Here is an 18,467-nt window from a genome sequence, read left to right on the forward strand (position 1 = left end):
TCATTTGCCTCCGAGTTTCAGGTTATTGATCGAGATCAGAAGGTCCGTTGAAATCCCGTTCGAGGGAGCATTGAATGGCGCCAGGGGGTCAGAGGTGTCGGACGGATTTTCGAGTTCCCACATGGCGGTGAAGCGCTCCAGGAATTTGCCGACCTTGGCCGGATCCTGAAAATCCTCGATGCTGACGGCATCTTCGATATACTCGGCCTGACGGTCGAGATCGGCGCCGATGATCTCGTCCGGGAGTTGCAATGTGGTGCGCAGGACTTCCGAGAGCGCGTCGTCGGCGAGGATTTCCATGCCCGACTTGATCGTCGGCGCCATGCGTTCAAAATAAAGGGCAAGGCGAACGCCCATGTTGTCCTCGCCCGCCTCCTCTTCCAGCGTCTGGCGCTGGAACTTGTCGACAACGCCTTTCTGCGCTTTGTCAAAGGATGTGGCTGTCGATCCGTAGGCGGCGAAATTCAGAGATTCGACCAGCGACGCATAACGACTGTCGGAGAGCTTGTTGGCAAAGGCGTTCTCATCGGCGGTGCCTTCCGTCAAGGCCTTGCGGATGAAGGCCTTGGCGTAGGCCATGTCCTCGAGGCCATGAGCCTTCAGCGCGTAGTTGTAGACGCGCGTGTCGGCCATGAAATCGTCGACCGTCTTGATGCTGCCTATCCTGGAAAGGTAATATTCCGTCTCACGCGCAACATCCGGCTTCTCTGCAACGCGGGCCAGCGACTTCGGCAGATCGCGGCTGATCATCGTGTAGCTGGTATAGGTCGTGATCACGATGGCTCTCTACCCCGGGTCCGCGGAGCGGCGGACGGCGCTGCGGAGCGGGCAATCCGATCCGATCATGGCGAGAACTATGCGCGAAGACTTGTGCGAAGCTGTTCCTGTCCCCTTCGAATTCGCGATTCCTCAACCAGCCTCACGCAAGCCAGAAGCCGTATCCCGAGACCATACGAAAACGATCGGGCACAGGTACGCGATGAATATTATTATCGGATTTGTCATCTCCGTTGGCTGTATTCTCGGTGGCTTCATGGCCATGGGCGGCCATGTCGACGTGCTTGTTCAGCCCTTCGAGCTCATGATCATCGGCGGCGCAGGCGTAGGCGCCTTCATCATGGGCAATCCGATGAAGGTGGTGAAGGATTCCGGCAAGGCGATGGGGGAAGCCTTCAAGAACGCCGTTCCCAAAGAGCGCGATTACCTCGACGTTCTCGGCGTACTCTATTCCTTGATGCGCGACCTGAGGACCAAGTCGCGCAACGAAATCGAAGCACATATCGACAATCCGGACGAATCTTCGATCTTCCAGACCGCCCCGACCGTGCTGAAAAACAAGGAACTCACCGCATTCATCTGCGACTATGTGCGGCTGATCATCATCGGCAACGCTCGCTCCCACGAGATCGAGGCCCTGATGGACGAGGAGCTCGACACGATGCTCCAGGACAAGATGAAGCCCTATCACGCGATCATCGCAATCGGAGATTCCTTCCCGGCCATCGGTATCATCGCGGCCGTCCTCGGCGTCATCAAAGCAATGAGCAAGATCAATGAATCGCCTGAAGTCCTCGGCGGCCTCATCGGCGCGGCGCTCGTCGGCACCATGCTCGGCATCTTCCTGTCCTACTGCGTCTGCAACCCGCTTTGCTCGCAGATCAAGATCGTCCGCAACAAGCAGCAGCGGCTCTACATCATCGTCAAGCAGACCCTGCTTGCCTACATGAACGGCTCCGTACCGCAGGTCGCGCTCGAATACGGACGCAAGACGATTTCCAACAAGGAACGACCCTCGATCGACTCGGTCGAGCAGGAAATGATGAATCCTGGTGGTGAAAAGGCGGCATGATGACGACCAATCAAACGACCCAGCCAACTGCGCCGGGGATGGACCTGGCGCTTCTCGCAAAGCTGACCGGCGGCCTCGGCGACAAGAAGACGATCGAAAGCATCAGCAGCGAATTCGCACAACTGTATATGGAGTTCCTGCCGGACGTATTTCACAGCGAAACCGGCATACGGATCGGCGTCTCCTACGTGAGCTGCACGTCGGGCCTGATGAACGACCTGATTGCCGATCTCGGCGACGGTTTCGCCCTATCCGATGGGAGCCTTCGCAACTGGTCTCCGAATTTTGTACTCGCCTGCGGCAACAGTTTCGTCATCGCGCTGATGGAATTGATGCTGGGTGCCGCCGCCGACACGGTCACGCAGCCCATAGACCGCCCGCTCTCCGATATCGAACTCGATCTTGCCGTGATGGTTTTCGAACGGATCGCCAATGTGCTTCGTTCGGGCGTCAACGCGCCGGGCGGTTTCGAAGCCAGCCTGGAGCGCCCCCACAACGCAGAAGACAGACCGAAGCCTGAAGAAATTGACCGTCCCGAGTTCGGCGTGGCGATCCGCATGGCACTCGAACTTGGAGCAATTACCTCGGAATTCGCGCTCATCATCCCGCAGAGCGCATTTCTCAAGACAAAGGTTGTGGCACCGAAAGCCAGGGCGCAGGTGTCGAAGGCCAGGCAGGAGTGGGCGGATCGCATGAACGAGCAGGTTCGCCGCTCGCATGTGACCCTCGAGGCCCGCATCCGCCTGCAGAAGCTGACGCTTGGCACGATCGCGCGGCTCGCTGCCGGCGACGTGATCGCCTTCCAGGACAAGGGGGATGTCCGTGCCCAGGTCAGCGCCAACGGCAAAGATATGTATTCGTGCGAATTTGGACGATCCGGCGAGCGTTATACAGTCCGTGTAAAGGATAATATCAGTACCGACGATGAAATTTTAAGGCACCTGATAGGCTAGACCCGGTTCCGTCCGCGCCATGACAAGGCAGGCTGACGCAAGTTTCAACAGGAATAATGATCGCATGGCTACGAAGAAGACATCTTTCACCGACGACCCGCTGATGCCTGTCGGCAATGAGGCCGAACTGGATCAAGCAATCGATGATCTGCGCGGCGTCCTGAAATCTGACGCCGACGGCGGAGTGCCGGGCTTCGATGCCGATTTCAGCGCGTCCGGCACCAGCGATTTTTCAGCCGATGCTCCATCGTTTGGTGGCGGTTTCGAAACCCAGGCTGCAAGTTTCGGCGAAGATGCGGATTTCGGCAGCAGCGATTTCGGCGGCAACGAGTTCGGCAGTTCATCAACCGGTGCCACCTATCAGGAGCCGGGCAGTGCCCTTGATGCCAACCTCGACCTGATCATGGATATCCCGATCGACGTTGAAATCGTGCTCGGAACAAGCCGCATGCAGGTCTCCGGCCTGATGAGCCTTGAAGAAGGCGCCACGATCGCCCTCGACAAAAAGATCGGCGAGCCTGTGGAAATCGTGGTCAATGGCCGCCGCATCGGCAAGGGCGAGATCACCATCCTGGAGAATGATGACACCCGCTTTGGCGTGAGGCTGACGGAAGTGCTGAGCACGAGAAGAACCTGATCCCTGTTCGGGACAGAGAAGGAAGACCATGATGGACTTTGAGGATTTCGGCGGTAGCGCACTTTCTACGACACCGCTGTCCCAAGCCGAAAAAGCGGCTGCAATTCTTCTCGCCATGGGCAAGGGCGTCGCCGGCAAGCTTCTCAAATATTTCACCCAGAGCGAGTTGCAGAATATCATTGCTTCGGCACAGGCGCTCCGCGCGATCCCGCCCGATGAACTTCTTCAAGTCGTGAACGAGTTCGAGGACCTTTTCACCGAGGGTACCGGCCTCATGGACAATGCGGCAGCGATCGAGGGCATTCTCGAAGCTGGCCTGACCCCGGAAGAGGTGGATGGGCTGCTCGGCCGTCGCGCCGCCTTCGAGGCCTACCAGGCCAATATCTGGGACCGGCTGCAGGATGCCGAGCCTGCGTTCGTGGGCAAGTTCCTGTCGCGCGAACATCCGCAGACAATTGCCTACATCCTTTCGCAGATGCCCTCCAGTTTCGGTGCGAAAGTCCTGCTTCAGCTCCCCGAGAGCCGTCGTGCCGACATTATGAACCGTGCCGTCAACATGAAGGAAGTCAGCCCCAAGGCGGCGCAGATCATCGAAAACCGGGTGATCGAGCTGATCGCCGCAATCGACGCGGAGCGCAACGCCAACGGCTCGAACAAGGTTGCCGAGCTCATGAACGAACTCGAGAAGAACCAGGTCGATACCTTGCTCAACTCGCTCGAAACGATCAGCAAGGAATCGGTCAACAAGGTTCGCCCGAAAATCTTCCTCTTCGAAGACCTCCTGTACATGCCGCAACGCAGCCGCGTCATGCTGCTCAACGACGTGGCGGCAGACATTCTCACCATGGCACTGCGCGGCTCGAACAACGAGATCAGGGAATGCGTACTTTCGGCGATCAGCCCGCGCCAGCGCCGCATGATCGAAAGCGATCTCGCCGTCCAGGCTCCGAACCTCAATCCGCGCGAAGTGGCGATCGCCCGCCGCGCCGTCGCACAGGAAGCAATCCGGCTCGCCAACTCCGGCCAGATTCTTCTCAAGGAAGAAAAGAAGGACGAAGAAAAGCCGGCGGAAGCCGCCTGATACGGAATGATGCACGAGGAAGGGAAACGGGGTGGGAGCGATCCTCACTCCGTTTTCGTTGCGGTTGGCGCTGCCATCAATCCCGCAACCCACAGTCTTTTTGTTGACTCGATTAGCGGGTAGCCGGCGATGCGATAACATCGCTGGCGGCGGCGGCCGATTCGTTTGAGCCACGTCCCCGCAACCCAAGATCGATTGGTCCCGCGCCGTGTCGGATGAAGACAAGGACAGCAAAACAGAAAACCCCACCGCCAAACGAATGACCGAGGCGGCGGAAAAGGGTAACATACCCTTTTCGCGGGAAGTGCCGCTCTTCGCCTCCATCCTTGCCTTTTATGTCTTCCTCGTCTTCTTCCTTCCGTCAGGGATAATGCGGGTCGGCGAAACGCTGAAGGACCTTTTCGAGCAACCGGATCAATGGCGGCTGGAGAACACGCCGGACGTCGTCTCGCTTGGTGTCCACCTTGCCTGGGCGATCGCGGCCTTGCTGGTTCCGGCCATGCTGCTCTTTATTGTATTCGGGCTGGCTTCGTCGTTTGCGCAGAACATGCCGTCGTTGGTGCTCGAACGTGTGCGGCCACAAATTTCCCGGCTTTCGCCGATGAAGGGCTTTAGCCGGATCTACAGCATTCCGGGGCTGGTGGAGTTCGGCAAGTCGCTCTTCAAGATCCTGATTGTCTCGATCATCATGTATTTCGCATTGCGGGGCGAGTTTTTCGCCTCGCTGGATGCGATGTTCTCCGATCCTCAGGTCATTCTCGTCAAGCTGGACACGATTATCAGAAAGATGGTGATCGTCGTCATCCTTTCCGCCGGCTTCCTGGCGGTCGTCGACGTCCTGTGGACCCGTCATCACTGGTACAACCAACTCAAGATGACCAAACAGGAGGTCAAGGACGAATATAAGCAGGCGCAGGGCGACCCGATCGTCAAGTCACGTCAGAAATCGGTGGCTCGCGACCGAGCACGCCGCCGCATGATCAACAATGTGCCTCGCGCCACGCTCGTCATCGCCAACCCGACTCACTATGCCGTTGCCTTGCGATACGTGCGCGAGGAGAACGATGCGCCCGTGGTCGTGGCCAAGGGGCAGGACCTGATTGCCCTCAAGATCCGTGAAATAGCCGAAGCCAACGGCATCCCTGTTTTCGAGGATCCGCCCCTGGCACGCTCCATGTTTGCGCAAGTCTCAGTGGATAGTGTCATTCCACCAGCCTTCTACAAGGCTGTGGCAGAACTTGTGCACCGGGTCTACGCATCCCGGTCTCTGAAAAAACGGGCACGCTGAGCGTCATGAAAAAATGCACCTATTCCATCGAACGGGAAAAAATCGTCGCACAAGCAATCAGTCCGGTGGCTTCCGAGCTTCGCCTGCTCGATGCAGGCGACCTCATCTCGCTTTTACGCCTGGAGTGCTACGGCAGCCTTGCCGATCTCGTATCGTCTGCTGCCGAACTTTATTTTCATCCCGGTACGGTGAGCTTTGGCGCTGGTGGCGATTACAAGCTCGAATGGGACGGTGCGCCGGAGGTCGTCCTTGATCTCGAAATCAAGCCGCGCGGCGTTTCGGTTTACGCGCGCCTGACGCTAGCCTACAGCAAGGCCGGCCTGGAGATCGACCACATCTCCTTCCAGGAGCCCATGGACAATCCGGACGACAACACCGCGTTCCTGGCGAGAAGCCTGCAGGAAGCCAAGTTTGCGAGAACCGGCGCATCCTCCATGTGAGGAACGTTCATGTGAGGAACGTTACGGGGCGGCATCCGGGCCGCGCTTCTGTTTCCGGAAAATCAGTGGATATAACCGAGCCGAATGGCCTTGGCGATCGCCTGGATACGATTGACCGAATCGAGCTTTATGGTCGCCGAACCCAGATAGGCATTGACGGTATGGACGGACAGGCCGAGCTTCTCGGCGATCTCCTCGCTGATCCGGCCGTCGCCAGCGAGCTGAAGGCAGGCAATCTCGCGTTCGCTCAATGACTCGGCCGGCACGCTGCGGCGCTCATCGAGCGCCAGCAGATCCATCATGACCTGGCAGCTTCTGACATGCTGATCGATGATGGCATCACTCGATAACTCCATGGATGTGGCGACAAATGTCACATATCCGTTGCCGAGAGCTCCAAGTCGCACCGGAAACGCAATTCCCGAAAAGGGCACGACATCGGAAGGCAGCCGGCGCGTCAGTGGGGAAAATTCCCCCGCGTCGGCAAAACTGGTATTCTCCGATCCATTCCAAATCAGCGGCAGCAGGGAAATTTCGATATGGTCGAGCAGGATTTCCCCATAACCGCTGATCAGCTGGTTGCCGCTTTCGACCATGCCGGCCGCCCAGTTGTCCAATTCGCAGACGAGCTTGCGCTTGTTGGGCAGACCGGCGCCGGCGATGCGGAAAACCGCAAAATTGCGCGCCTTGAGATTCTTCTGCATGGCGGTGAGCTTGGGAAAGATATCCGACCGGCTCGAAGCGCGTTGGAGGCGCAGATACTGGATGCTTCCAGGTCCGTCTGCCGTGCCGCTGCGCGAATAACCCATTGAAAATCAGCCCCTACACCAGATTGTTCCGTACCGCGTAGGCAATCGCCTCGGAACGGGTTTTTGTTGCGGTCTTGCGCATCACGCTTGTGATGTAGTTGTTGATGGTGTTGCGCGATATGCCCAGGATCACGGCAATCTCGTCACTGGTCTTTCCCTCTGCGATCCAGAAAAGACACTCCAGTTCCCGCTCCGTCAACTCGAAATCCCGCTCGGTCCTGACGTCAGCACTCTCGGCAAAACTCGCGCCATAGGCGGCCAGCAGCCCTACTTCCCTCAGACGCTCCTGCGACAGTATGGTGCCTTCCAGGAAAAGCAGCATCAGCGAGAACCGCGTTCTGCCAACGCAGAACGTCAAAGAGCAGTATTGGCGGCTGATGTCGTCGGGCGGTGTCACATCGTCCGGTAAAAGCGCGAAACTCGGAGTCAGCAGGGAAAGGCATTTCTCAAGCTCGGTGGAGCGCGCGTAACCGCTGGCGAGTTCAGAGCCCAGACGCCGAACGAGATCGAAAGGCCAATTCGACGTGACGATAAAATCGAGGCCCTGTTCCTGGATCAAATCATAGCGGGCAAGAAGGAAGTGGGAAGCGCCGACATAATCCGCCAGCAGGCGCATCACCCCTTGAACATTGTTCGAACTCGTCACCACTGCGAGGCGGCGAGCCAGTTGCTCACGCGACAGGACCCTGGAGCCGGCAGCCTCTCTCAGGGAGAGCCCTTCCGTTGTCTTGTCTACCCCCGATAACTCCATCCGTTATCCACTCCCCGCCACGCCACGCATTTCCTGATGAATACGCGCATCGCGGCACTTCTGACTGACGCACAACCGTCCCAACGCCGAAACGATCCCGAATTTCCGGACGAATCACCCAAAGGGGCCTTGTTCATAGCCGCTTCTGCTTCTCGCCCGTAGCTGGATAGCGCGGCAGGTCCACCCTCCTCGGACCCTCAGAACTCACCGTGCGAATCATGGTCATTGTAGGAGAGACGTTATCAATTACCATCATCCGAAGGCAGGATTTCCCCAGTTGCCCTCCTCCTCCACTGATTCGCGGTTCAGAAGAATTGGCCAAGTGTGTGGCACCACTGAAAAGAAAGGGGCCGGAATGTATCCGGCCCCGCACGATCATATTTTCGTGATAGGTTGTCAGGCAGCTTTTTCGATGGCCCATTTGCGAAGAATCTTTGCGGCGCGCTCTTCGGAAATCTCGACCATCCGGGCAAGACGTTTCTCCGGGCCTTCCTTGACGCGACGGTTGAAGCCTTCGCCTTCGCCGCTGCCCAGAATATCGTCCGAACTGTCGAAGCCGAAATCTGCGCCGAACCCTTCCATAAGCGACGGACTGCCGCCGGCCGGAGAGAAATCCGGCAATTCGAGCCCGGCGCCTTCGGTCGCAACTTCGCCCGCCACGCCGGTGCCGCTGACGGTGCGGATGAGCGGGCGCAGACCGAGCCAGACCACCAGGAAGGCAACGAGGACAAAGGCGAGCGAATTGATGATGCCACCCACGTTGCGTGTCAGCGTCTCCATGAAACCCGGGCCGCTGGCAGCCTCTTCCAGAAGCTGATTCTCAAGGAAGTCCATAGCAGTCAACGTTACGACGTCGCCGCGCTCTGAACTGATGCCGGCAGCCGAAGAGACGATCTTCTGCATTTCGGCGAGATAGGCATCGATCTTGGCCTGATCGACCGGTTCGCCGACCATCCTCTCGATGCGCCCCTTGTTGACCACGACTGCCACCGAGACCTTTTCGATCTGATAGCTGTTGCGCGTCGTGGCGACGGTCCTCTGATTGATCTCGTAGTTGGTCTGCTCTTCCCGCTTGTCGGACTGATCGGAAGATTGCGGTCCTGCTGGACCTCCCTGCTCAGGAGCCGCCTGCGGTACGTTCTGCTCAACGGTTGCGGCGTTGTCATTCTGCATCTGCTGCGACTTCGCCGCTTCCTTGGTGGTGCGGACCGAACGCTCGACCCGGGAATTCGGATCATAGATCGTTTCCTGGATCTGCTGGCTGTCCGTGTTGAGCGTGGCCGTCACGCTGGAGCGGAAATTGTCCATGCCGAGGAAAGGAGCAAGCGCCTTGTCGATACTGTTTTCAATTTCCTGCTGCACATTCTGGACGATGCCCAGCGACTTGTTCAGCTCGCCGCCGGTCTCGTCACCGGAAGCAAGCAGCTGACCAGTGGAATCAAGAATGGTCACGTCATCCACATCGAGGCCGGGGACCGCAGATGCGACGAGATGACGAATCGATGAAGCGGCCTTGCGGCCGGCCGTTGCGCTCGCCCGGATCATCACCGAGGCGGTCGGCTTCTGCTCACCTCTGCGGAAGTTTCCGACATCCGGCATTACGATATGAACACGGGCGGCGGTAACGCCGTTGATCTGCTGGATCGAGCGAGAGATCTCCCCTTCAAGGGCACGAACGCGAGTCACCTCCTGCATGAAGGAGGTGAGGCCCAACGAACCAACGTTGTCGAAGAGTTCATAGCCGGCATTGGTGCTGTTGGGCAGGCCACGTTCGGCGAGCAGCAACCGGGCTTTGCTTGTGCTGCCGACCGGAACCTGGATGCTCGAGCCATCCGTGCCGACTTCGAACGCCATGTTCGCTTCAGCCAACGCCATGCTGACCTGATTCAGGTCGGCGGTGTCCAGGTTGACATACAGCGTCTCGTAGGCGGGCTTGTTCACAAAGATGGCCGCAGCAAGAACGATCGCAATCGAAACGACGCCGACGGCGCCTAAAGCAATAAGTCGAGTCTGGCCGAGATTGGCCAGATTTTTAAAGACTTGTGAAAATTGAGCTAACAGATTCATTCTGTTCCCACATCGCCAAACACGGATATAGAGCTTCTGCCCAGGCGCACCCTAGAAAGCGAAGCTTGTGCGAGCGTTTCGCAGGCAAGAAGCCTTTGACGATTACGGATGGGATTTGAAGAAGGCTTCCGAGCTTCGATAGCTGGAAGAAAATGCGTCAGAAGAAATCGAAATCTCCAGCCGCCTTGCTCAGCGGCTGAGAATGACCGTGACGCAGGCCGTTTGCCAGTGCCTTCTGCATGTCGGCAAGCTTGACGAGGCTGAGCGCGGTGGAAACATCGACTGTCCAGTTGTCCGGAATCGTGCCGGTGATCGTGTCGATGAATTCGGCGATGCCGCGGGTCTTCTGGACCGCAAGGTCGATGCCCTGGAGAACCTTCATGCTGTCCGGCGACTGCAGGATGTCCTGACCGCCGATCTCTATCAGCTGAGGTTCGACCCGCTCGATCAGATAGGCGATGTCATGGAGTTCCGACACCAGCCGCATCAGGATTTCGGGAAGGGATTCCTCAAGGGAAGCAATAGACGGCGTGGCGATATCGTTCATAGCTTCCTCGTGATCAAAAGAATTCGATAGAGCTTTCGACCGGCTTTGGCGGCATGCGTATGGGACGCTCTTCCATAGCCACGGTCCGTTGGGTTTCAGCACCCGTCAGCGGATATTGACGAGCCCGGCCGCTGACTGGCCAGAACTCGAGCTTGCGCCCGTGCTCCCCGCCCGTTGAGGACCCGACCACCGGGATACCTTCATCCTTGAGAAACTGCATGGCGAATGCGGCATTCTGTTCGCCGACATTCGAGAAACTGGCAATCGTCTTGGCACCGCCGAAAATCTTCGCTTCCAAGCGGTCCCGCCGCGCCCCTTGCTTCAGAAGGCCGTTGATCAAAAGTTCCATCAGATGCACGCCGTAGCGTGTCGCATCACCGCCCGATGCCGTGGAACCTCCCGAGCCCGGAAGCAGGAAGTGGTTCATGCCGCCCACACCGGCGACAGGATCGCGAAGACAGGCAGCCACGCATGAGCCCAGGATCGTTGACAGGACGACGTTCGGATCGTTTACGACCTTGTACTCTCCCTGAATAATATGGACACGCCTGGCTGCAGCCGCGTCATTCATTTCAATGCTCCAAACACCGCTTCGATGGCGGCCTTCATCTTTTCGATGGTGAACGGCTTGGCGAGAACGTTGTTCGCGCCGAGCTGAGCCGCTTTCTGAACCAGGGCACGGTCGCCCTGGGCCGTCAGGATGATGAAAGCGGCCTTCTTGGTGTTCGGATTGCTGCGAACGGCCTGCAGGAAGCCGATGCCGTCCATCTTCGGCATGTTGAAGTCCGAAATCACCAGATGATGGGGCTGTTCGGCCATGATCTTCATGCCCTGCTCGCCGTCGCCGGCCGCAGTGATCTGTTTGAAGCCGAGCTGTGTCAGAGCATCGCTGAGCAGCAGGCGGCTGGTCACCTGATCATCGACGATCAGAACTTTGATTTTTTCAGCGAGAGACATTATTCGGTACCTTCTTTTCGGGCGGCAGTTAACTTCAACACTTCTTCTCCAATGGAGCCCAGCGGCAGTTGCTGCTCGACGGCCCCCATTTCATGGGCGACCCTCGGCATGCCGTAGACCACACAGGTCTTTTCGTTCTGTCCGATGGTGCGCGCACCTGCGCTACGCATCTTCAGCAGACCGGCGGCTCCGTCGCGTCCCATGCCGGTCAGGATAACCCCGACCGCATTGCGGCCCGCCAGATCCGCGACTGAATCGAAAAGGACATCCACTGAGGGCCTATGGCCGTTCACGGGTTCCTTTTCGATCAGTCGGCAACAAGGCGCCGACGGATTGACTACCTGCAGATGCCGGTCACCACCGGGCGCGAGATAGATCCTGCCGATCTCCAGCCGCGCGCCATCGGTTGCTTCCTGCACCACAGGAGCGCAGATACGATTAAGCCTGTCGGCAAAACTTTTCGTAAACGTCGACGGCATATGTTGAGTAATCACCGTCGGTGGGCAATTTTTCGGGAACTTTTGAAGTACCGCGATGAGAGCCTCCACGCCCCCGGTCGATGATCCGATCGCCACGACCTTGCGGCCGACGCGATATTCGGCTGCAGGAGCAGCAACCGGAGCCGGAGCCGGTCCGTTCCTGCGGTGACCGGACCGGGCAGCAGCCTTCACCTTTTCGGCGAGATCCATGAAGGGACGCACGTCCCCGGGAGCCGGCTTGCCGACGCAATCGAAGGCGCCGATCTCCAGCGCCGCGAGCGTCGCGTTGGCTCCCTGATGGGTCATGGCGGAGACCATGATGACCGGCATCGGACGCAGGCGCATGATCTTTTCGAGGAAGTCCAGCCCGTTCATGTTGGGCATTTCGATGTCAAGCGTGACGACATCGGGGTTGAGCTGCTTGATCGCCGCACGCGCCTCCAGTGCGTCGCCGGCCTGCCCTACTACACTAACCTCCGGATCGGAATTCAGGACGGCCGTGATCAATCCCCGCATGGTGGGCGAATCGTCGACGACCAGGACTCGTGCCGGAGCGCTCATGCTTTCCTCCCCGCGTTCTGACCGACATAGCGATAAGTTGTTATACCGATGTTATCGAACAGGTTTTTCGCGTCGCCAGAGACGCGTTCGGAATGGCCGATATAAAGATGTCCGCCTTCGGCCAGCAGCGAGGCGAACCGCGACCAGATCTTCATCTGCGTCGGCTCATCGAAATAGATGACCACGTTGCGGCAGAAGATGACATCGAAATTACCCTTGAATGGCCACTGCGCCATCAGGTTCAATTCGTTGAAAGTGATGAGTTTCTTGACGCGCTCATCGATCTGGAACTTGCGGCGGCCGTTCACCTCGACTTCGCGGAACCATTGCTTGCGCATGGCCGGCGTCATGGTTTCGAGCGCATTCTCGTCGTATATGCCGGCCTTGGCTGCTGCGAGGATTTTCGGATCTATATCCGTCGCGAGAATACGGAAGTCGTAATCCGCGGCATTGGGCAAGAGTGAGAGCACTGTGAGCGCGATCGAATAGGGCTCCTGACCGTCCGAACAGGCGGCCGACCAGATACGCACGCGGCCGCCGCTCTTGGCGCGATTGATCAGCCCCGGCAGGACCTCGTCGCGCAGATGCTCGAAATGGTGGTTTTCCCGGAAGAAGCGGGTGAAATTGGTCGTCAGGTGCGAAAGCATCTCGCGGCGGGCGGCCGCACCGTCCGGCGAAGCCACCAGTGCGCAATAGTCCTTGAAGCCGCGCAACCCGAGCGCCCGGATATGCTTCGACAGACGCGAATAGACAAGCGAAGCCTTGGAATCGTTGAGATAGATTCCGGCATCCGCATAGATCATCGCCGCAATATCGGACAGGTCGCGGCGCGTCAGCGGATATTCTCCGCTCGCGAGCACGTCGTCCGGCGACTGCCGGCTTTCTACGGCGCCCAAAGGCTTCATGCAGCTTCGCTTTCCTTTTCCGGGAAGAGGGCATCAAGCTCGATCATGCAGATCATCCGCTTTTCGATCGCGAGAATTCCTCGGGCATATTGTTTCTCAAGGTCGGAAGAGACTTCCGGCACCGGCTGGATATTCTCGTCGGTAATCGTAAGAATATCGGAAACGGCTTCGACGAGCAGACCGACAACGCGAGTCTTCACCTGTGCCACGATGATCACGTGGCGTGCGGTGGGCTCCGCGTCCTTCATGCCCAGCCGGGCCGACAGGTCGACAATCGGCAGAACCGCACCGCGCAGATTGATGACGCCCATCACGTAGGGCGGCGCATGCGGCATCGGTGTTGCCGGCGTCCAGCCGCGGATTTCGCGGACGGACATGATGTTCACGCAGAATTCCTGATCACCGATACGGAAGGCGATCAATTCCCGACTTCCCTGAGTAAGGTTCTTCACGGCATACGACATAACCAACTAACCCGTCTTAACCCGTGGCTGCGAGTGACATTTCAGACTTCAGTGCCATTTCTGGTTTAAGAGATTGGCCTCGCGAGGCCGCGACGACCGCATCGACATCGAGGATGAGCGCGACACGACCATCACCCAGGATGGTGGCTGCGGCGATACCTGGCACATGGGTGTAGTTCGCTTCGAGCGACTTGATGACCACCTGGCGCTGGCCCTGGATCGCGTCCACCATCAGGGCGCGCTGACCGCCTCCTTCCGATTCCACCAATAGCGCGACACCGTCGACCGGGTTCGCCTGGATGGCGCGGAAGTTCAGGATGCGGCCGACATCGACCAGCGGGCAGAAGGAGTTGCGGATCGAAATGAGCCGCTGGTTCGCACCGAAGGAATGGATGGCGGACGCTTCCGGCTGCAGCGTCTCGACAATTGCGGTCAGCGGCACGACCAGGGTCTGACCGGCGACCGTCACGACCATGCCATCGAGAACCGCGAGCGTCAGCGGCAGGCTCATCGTGAACGTGGAACCGTGACCGGGCCGCGATGAGATCGAGATGCGGCCACCGAGCGCCTGGATCGACCGCTTCACCACATCCATGCCGACGCCACGGCCGGAGATGTCGGAGATCTTGTCGGCAGTCGAGAAGCCCGGCATGAAGATCAGATTGTCGATCTCATCATCCGAGAGATTGGCATCGGCGGCAATGAGATCGTTGTCGATCGCCTTCTGGCGAACACGTTCGCGATTGATGCCGGCGCCGTCGTCCTGAAGCTCGATCAGGATGCGGCCCGAACGATGTTTCGCCGACAGCTTGACAGTGCCTTCCGGATTCTTGCCGGCCGCTTCGCGCTTCTCGGGTGTCTCGATGCCATGGTCGACCGCGTTGCGGATCATGTGAGTCAGCGGCTCGGCAAGCTTGTCGATGACCGTCTTGTCGACTTCGGTATTTTCACCCTCGGTGACCAGGCGGATCTGCTTGCCGACCATGTCGGCCACTTCGCGGACGATACGCGACATGCGCTGGAAAACCGGCTTCACCGGCTGCGCGCGGATCGCCATGACCGAGTCCTGGATCTCGCGGGTGAGCTGCTGCAGCTCTTCGAGGCCCATGTTGATCGAGGACGTGCCGTTCGTGTCGTTTTCGATGACGCTTTGGGACAGCATCGCCTGGTTGATGACGAGCTCGCCCACCAGGTTGATCAGGCGGTCGACGCGATCGAGATCGACACGGATCGTCTGACCGGCTGCAGCGGCAGCCGCAGCAGCGTTGTTCTGGGTTGCAGCAGCGGCGGAAGAGGCAGCATCCTTCTTTTCGGCGACGCGAGCGGCCGCGTCGGCGGCCTTCATGATGCCTGTCGCCACCTTGGCAGCCGAGACAGCCGCAGCCGCGGTTTCTTCGACAGCAGACGGCTCCACGGCCTTGTCCTCTTCCTCGGCGGCAGAGCCGTCATCGAGGATCGACAGATCGAACGGAACCGGGATCATCGGCAGTTCTTCATCCGTCGATGCTTCCTCGGCAAGCTTCACTTCGAGATCGCAATCCCACTCGGCAAACTCGAAGACCGTGCGGATGTCGTCCTCGCCCTTGTTGGTCTTCAGCGAAATCTTCCAGCTGAAATAGGAGGCTTCCGGATCCATCTTGTCGAGAGCCGGCAGGTCGTCCATATCGCAGGCGATGCTCATCTCGCCGATACGGGACAGATCGCGCAGCAGGAGCGCCGCCTCATTGCCCTTGGAATAGAGTTCGCGGCGCGGCTTGAAGGTCACTTCGTAGATCGAGCCTTCGAACGCCGGCTCCTCATCGTCGAAACCATCGAAGGAGAAGGGGATCGGCTGGAAACCGCTCTCATCCGTAGGCTTGGGAGTTTCCTCCTGCGGGGCGGCGGACGCGGCCTTCGCAGCCTGCTTCGGTGCCTCGTGACCTGATGCGGATGGCAGCTCGCCGTTGGCAAGCGCTTCAAGTTCCTTGACCAGGCCACGGGTTCTCGACTCGTCGACGCTGCCACCGTCGCGCGAAGCGCTGACGAGGTCGGCGAGCACGTCCGCCGATTTCAGCATGACCTTCAGCACATCCTGGCCGGGCTCCAGCTTGCCGGAGCGCACACAGTCGAGGGTTGTCTCGAAAACGTGGGCGAAGGAAACCAGATCGTCCAGACCGAAGGCGCCAGCGCCCCCCTTGATGGAATGAACGGCACGGAAAACGGCGTTCACCGTTTCGGGGTCGCGGTCCCCGTCGTTCAGCTTGAGAAGACCCGACTCCAGTTCAGCGAGTTGCTCTTCGCATTCCTGAAAGAAGATCTCTTTGATTTCGTTCATATCCATCGGAGAAATTCCCGGCTCAGGCAGTTACACGCTCGATCGCATCAATCAGTTTGGCAGGATCGAAGGGCTTGACGATCCAACCCGTCGCACCGGCCTGCCGGGCCCTATTCTTCTTTTCCTGATCGCTTTCCGTCGTTAGGACGAGGATCGGAACGGCGCGATATTTTTCGTTGCGGCGGACGCCTTCGATGAAGCCAAAGCCATCGAGACGCGGCATGTTGATATCGGTGACGATGACATCCGGATTGGCGTCTTCGAGAACTTCGAGCCCTTCGACGCCGTCTTCCGCCTGAATGGTCTCGAAACCCGCATTGTTCAGGGTCACCAGCAGCATGTTCCGGATCGTCCGTGAATCATCCACGGTCAGCACTTTCTTCTTCATTGCTAGATCTCCTTAACAATCAAATTATCGGTCTCGATGCCGATGAGTTGCATCGTCTTCTGAAATGCGTCCGAAGCCTTTTCGACAAGGAAGGATTTTTTGTCGTCCTTCCAGGCCATGACACCAGCGACGAGAACCTGCGCGCACTGCACGCCGACCCGCTCAACGCCCGAAGCATCGATGACGAGATCGCTGCCGCGCATGGACATCAGCTTTCCGTGCAGAACCGAAGCCTCGTTGAGGTCCAGCACCGCCGACAGCTTCAAACTTCCGGGTCCAGCCTTCTTTGCTGCCATCAGCTTATTCCTTGCCGTTTCTGAATGAGGTATTCGTTATAGGCCGCCGGTTCTGCAACTGCTGGCACCGAGACGGGCGCTGACTGACTGCGTGGCGGCGCCGGGTGACGCTTTTCCGGATAACGGCTCTGCCGCTCGATTCGGAACTGGCGGACCGTGCGGCCGAGTTCCAGAATCACGGTATGAAGTTCATCGGCTCCCTCGCCGGCCCGGCTTGCCAGGCTCGCGTTCGAAGCCACGCGCTCGCTTACAGAGCCGATCTCGGCGGTCAGCCGATCAAGGCCATGAGCGTGGTCGCCGGTATCGCGGGCTATGCCGGCGATCGCGTCATTGATTTCAGAGACCTGCCGGACGATGCCGCCGATCGCGTCCTGTGTGCGATGGACCATCTCGACACCCGCATCCACCTGCGATTTCGTGCCGGTGACCAGCGTCTTGATCTCGCGGGCAGCTTCGGCGGAACGCTGGGCAAGTGCGCGCACTTCCTGCGCGACGACGGCGAAGCCGCGGCCTGTCTCGCCGGCGCGGGCGGCCTCGATGCCGGCATTCAGGGCCAGAAGATTGGTCTGGAAGGCAATGTCGTCGATAACGCCGATGATCTGGCCGATCTTCTCGGCCGAAGATTCGATATCGGCCATGGCGCTGATCGCGCGGCCGACAACCTCGCCGCTTGCCTCGACCGAACGGCGTGTCTCGGCAGCAGCCTTTTCGGCCTCAGTCGTTCCGGCGGCGGTTTCCTTGACCTTCGTGGCAATGTCGACAAGCGCCCGCATCGCGTCCTGAAGACGCTCTGATTGCTCCCCGGAGGTGGTTGCAAAGGAACGCGCGTCTTCGGAAAGTGAGTGCGTCAGCGCGCCGGCCTTCTCGCGATGGGCATCGGCGGTCTCGACCGAGGAACGCATGCCTGCGATTGCCCGGTTCAGAAGATCGGCGAGGTCGCGATAAGCCTCCGGCACGTCTGCCGGGAGACAAGCCGTCAGGTCGTGATCGGCAAGCGCCGCCATGACACCCGAGAACGTCTCGACCGCCTCGGCATGATCGGCTTCACGCTGCTCGGCGAGCGCCCGCTGATACCGCTGGCGCAATTCGTTGAAACGCAGCGAAACGGCGATCTCGGCATCAACCATCACGAGGCGCACGATCGCGCCAACCAGGTCGAGCAGTTCCTGCTCGCGCTTGCGCCCGCCCGGCAGGAGCGGTTTCGGGGCAAGGTCGGCGATCGCACCAGCGATCAGGTGTTCCAGCATCACCGCATGGCCGGCAATATGCCAGCGCGGATCGAGACCCATGCGGCTCTCGGTATCGGAAAGCAGTTTCACCCGCTCGGCATAGAGCGCATCGAAACGGGCATCCGTCAGCACGCCCCAATGGGAGGCTTGCAGGTCATGCAGCCGCTCGATCTGCTGCTCGCTCTCGAAATTGCGGGCGGCTTCGGGAGAGGATTGAAAGCGATGGAAGAGGTCACGCAGGCCGGTCTTCAAATGCCGGTCGAGCTGCGGCCGGCAGCGGCGCAGAAGATCGCGCAGTTCGCCGTCAAGGCCGGCGAATGCCAGTCTCTCGCCCAGGCTGCCCGCCTGGCCCCGTCGCGCCTGATCCGATGGCGTTTCCTGCACCAAAACCGTCCCCAAAATTCATCTAACCAATCCTCAAAGATTGGCGGCATGCGGCTCCTGTCCGCCAG

The 18,467-nt window shown here is 59.2% G+C and carries 20 protein-coding genes; 6 read left to right on the top strand and 14 right to left on the bottom strand.

Translation table 11 applies throughout. The annotated features are described in order from the left end of the window. Nucleotides 1-777 (bottom strand): DUF1217 domain-containing protein, encoded by a 777-nt coding sequence (locus tag ABK249_RS02165; RefSeq protein ID WP_227701911.1) that lies wholly within the window; start codon nt 775-777, stop codon nt 1-3. A gap of 202 nt (nt 778-979) precedes the next feature. On the opposite strand from ABK249_RS02165, the gene motA reads away from it, so the two are divergent. The 6 genes from motA to ABK249_RS02195 all read left to right on the top strand — a co-directional run bounded on the left by motA (nt 980) and on the right by ABK249_RS02195 (nt 6,248). Beyond that, nucleotides 980-1,849 (top strand): flagellar motor stator protein MotA, encoded by an 870-nt coding sequence (gene motA / locus ABK249_RS02170; protein WP_037158790.1) that lies wholly within the window; start codon nt 980-982, stop codon nt 1,847-1,849. After that, entirely contained in the window at nt 1,849-2,802 is a 954-nt protein-coding gene (locus ABK249_RS02175) for a FliM/FliN family flagellar motor switch protein (protein WP_037159960.1), read from the top strand. Before motA ends, ABK249_RS02175 begins: the two co-directional genes overlap by 1 nt. 64 nt (nt 2,803-2,866) lie before the next feature. Further along, nucleotides 2,867-3,439 carry a flagellar motor switch protein FliN gene (gene fliN, locus ABK249_RS02180; RefSeq protein WP_348862071.1) on the top strand — a complete coding sequence of 191 codons (573 nt, stop codon included), beginning with the start codon at nt 2,867-2,869 and terminating at the stop codon, nt 3,437-3,439. Nucleotides 3,440-3,467: 28 nt separating this feature from the next. Then, complete coding sequence (fliG, locus tag ABK249_RS02185; protein WP_037158796.1) at nt 3,468-4,520, top strand: flagellar motor switch protein FliG; 1,053 nt, start codon at nt 3,468-3,470, stop codon at nt 4,518-4,520. 208 nt (nt 4,521-4,728) lie between these two features. Then, on the top strand, nt 4,729-5,808 hold the full coding sequence (gene flhB / locus ABK249_RS02190; RefSeq protein WP_037158799.1) for a flagellar biosynthesis protein FlhB: 1,080 nt from the start codon (nt 4,729-4,731) through the stop codon (nt 5,806-5,808). A 5-nt stretch (nt 5,809-5,813) separates the two neighbouring features. Then, the gene (locus ABK249_RS02195) at nt 5,814-6,248 is read left to right on the top strand and encodes a hypothetical protein (RefSeq protein ID WP_037158801.1); all 435 of its coding nucleotides are present in this window, start codon (nt 5,814-5,816) and stop codon (nt 6,246-6,248) included. A 62-nt stretch (nt 6,249-6,310) separates the two neighbouring features. Here the strand turns inward: ABK249_RS02195 and visR are convergent, their stop codons facing one another. The 13 genes from visR to ABK249_RS02260 form a co-directional block, all read right to left on the bottom strand. Beyond that, a complete protein-coding gene (gene visR, locus ABK249_RS02200) occupies nt 6,311-7,057 on the bottom strand; it encodes a transcriptional regulator VisR (protein WP_348862072.1) in 747 nt (248 codons plus the stop codon). Between the two features lie 13 nt (nt 7,058-7,070). Continuing rightward, nucleotides 7,071-7,808, bottom strand: coding sequence for a transcriptional regulator VisN (gene visN, locus ABK249_RS02205; protein WP_227701907.1), 738 nt, complete (start codon nt 7,806-7,808; stop codon nt 7,071-7,073). A gap of 396 nt (nt 7,809-8,204) precedes the next feature. After that, the gene (gene fliF, locus ABK249_RS02210; RefSeq protein WP_037158810.1) at nt 8,205-9,875 is read right to left on the bottom strand and encodes a flagellar basal-body MS-ring/collar protein FliF; all 1,671 of its coding nucleotides are present in this window, start codon (nt 9,873-9,875) and stop codon (nt 8,205-8,207) included. 157 nt (nt 9,876-10,032) lie between these two features. After that, nucleotides 10,033-10,422 carry a chemotaxis protein CheT gene (cheT, locus tag ABK249_RS02215; RefSeq protein ID WP_227701906.1) on the bottom strand — a complete coding sequence of 130 codons (390 nt, stop codon included), beginning with the start codon at nt 10,420-10,422 and terminating at the stop codon, nt 10,033-10,035. 13 nt (nt 10,423-10,435) lie between these two features. Further along, nucleotides 10,436-10,993: a chemoreceptor glutamine deamidase CheD gene (gene cheD, locus ABK249_RS02220; protein WP_037158813.1), complete on the bottom strand. Its 558-nt coding sequence runs from the start codon at nt 10,991-10,993 to the stop codon at nt 10,436-10,438. After that, nucleotides 10,990-11,379, bottom strand: coding sequence for a response regulator (locus tag ABK249_RS02225; protein ID WP_037158816.1), 390 nt, complete (start codon nt 11,377-11,379; stop codon nt 10,990-10,992). Before ABK249_RS02225 ends, cheD begins: the two co-directional genes overlap by 4 nt. Then, the gene (cheB, locus tag ABK249_RS02230) at nt 11,379-12,419 is read right to left on the bottom strand and encodes a protein-glutamate O-methylesterase CheB (RefSeq protein WP_210048552.1); all 1,041 of its coding nucleotides are present in this window, start codon (nt 12,417-12,419) and stop codon (nt 11,379-11,381) included. The genes ABK249_RS02225 and cheB overlap by 1 nt, the downstream gene beginning before the upstream one ends. After that, nucleotides 12,416-13,324, bottom strand: a complete 909-nt coding sequence (gene cheR, locus ABK249_RS02235) for a protein-glutamate O-methyltransferase CheR (protein ID WP_348862073.1) — start codon at nt 13,322-13,324, stop codon at nt 12,416-12,418. Before cheR ends, cheB begins: the two co-directional genes overlap by 4 nt. After that, nucleotides 13,321-13,788, bottom strand: coding sequence for a chemotaxis protein CheW (locus tag ABK249_RS02240; RefSeq protein WP_227701904.1), 468 nt, complete (start codon nt 13,786-13,788; stop codon nt 13,321-13,323). Before ABK249_RS02240 ends, cheR begins: the two co-directional genes overlap by 4 nt. Before the next feature lie 16 nt (nt 13,789-13,804). Continuing rightward, on the bottom strand, nt 13,805-16,108 hold the full coding sequence (locus ABK249_RS02245; protein WP_348862074.1) for a chemotaxis protein CheA: 2,304 nt from the start codon (nt 16,106-16,108) through the stop codon (nt 13,805-13,807). A 16-nt stretch (nt 16,109-16,124) separates the two neighbouring features. Continuing rightward, nucleotides 16,125-16,490: a chemotaxis response regulator CheY1 gene (gene cheY1, locus ABK249_RS02250; protein WP_037158833.1), complete on the bottom strand. Its 366-nt coding sequence runs from the start codon at nt 16,488-16,490 to the stop codon at nt 16,125-16,127. 2 nt (nt 16,491-16,492) lie between these two features. Beyond that, nucleotides 16,493-16,786, bottom strand: a complete 294-nt coding sequence (locus tag ABK249_RS02255; RefSeq protein ID WP_348862075.1) for an STAS domain-containing protein — start codon at nt 16,784-16,786, stop codon at nt 16,493-16,495. After that, nucleotides 16,786-18,402 (bottom strand): globin-coupled sensor protein, encoded by a 1,617-nt coding sequence (locus ABK249_RS02260; RefSeq protein ID WP_348862076.1) that lies wholly within the window; start codon nt 18,400-18,402, stop codon nt 16,786-16,788. Before ABK249_RS02260 ends, ABK249_RS02255 begins: the two co-directional genes overlap by 1 nt. Nucleotides 18,403-18,467: the final 65 nt, after the last annotated feature.

Source organism: Neorhizobium phenanthreniclasticum (assembly GCF_040066075.1).
GTDB lineage: Bacteria > Pseudomonadota > Alphaproteobacteria > Rhizobiales > Rhizobiaceae > Neorhizobium > Neorhizobium petrolearium.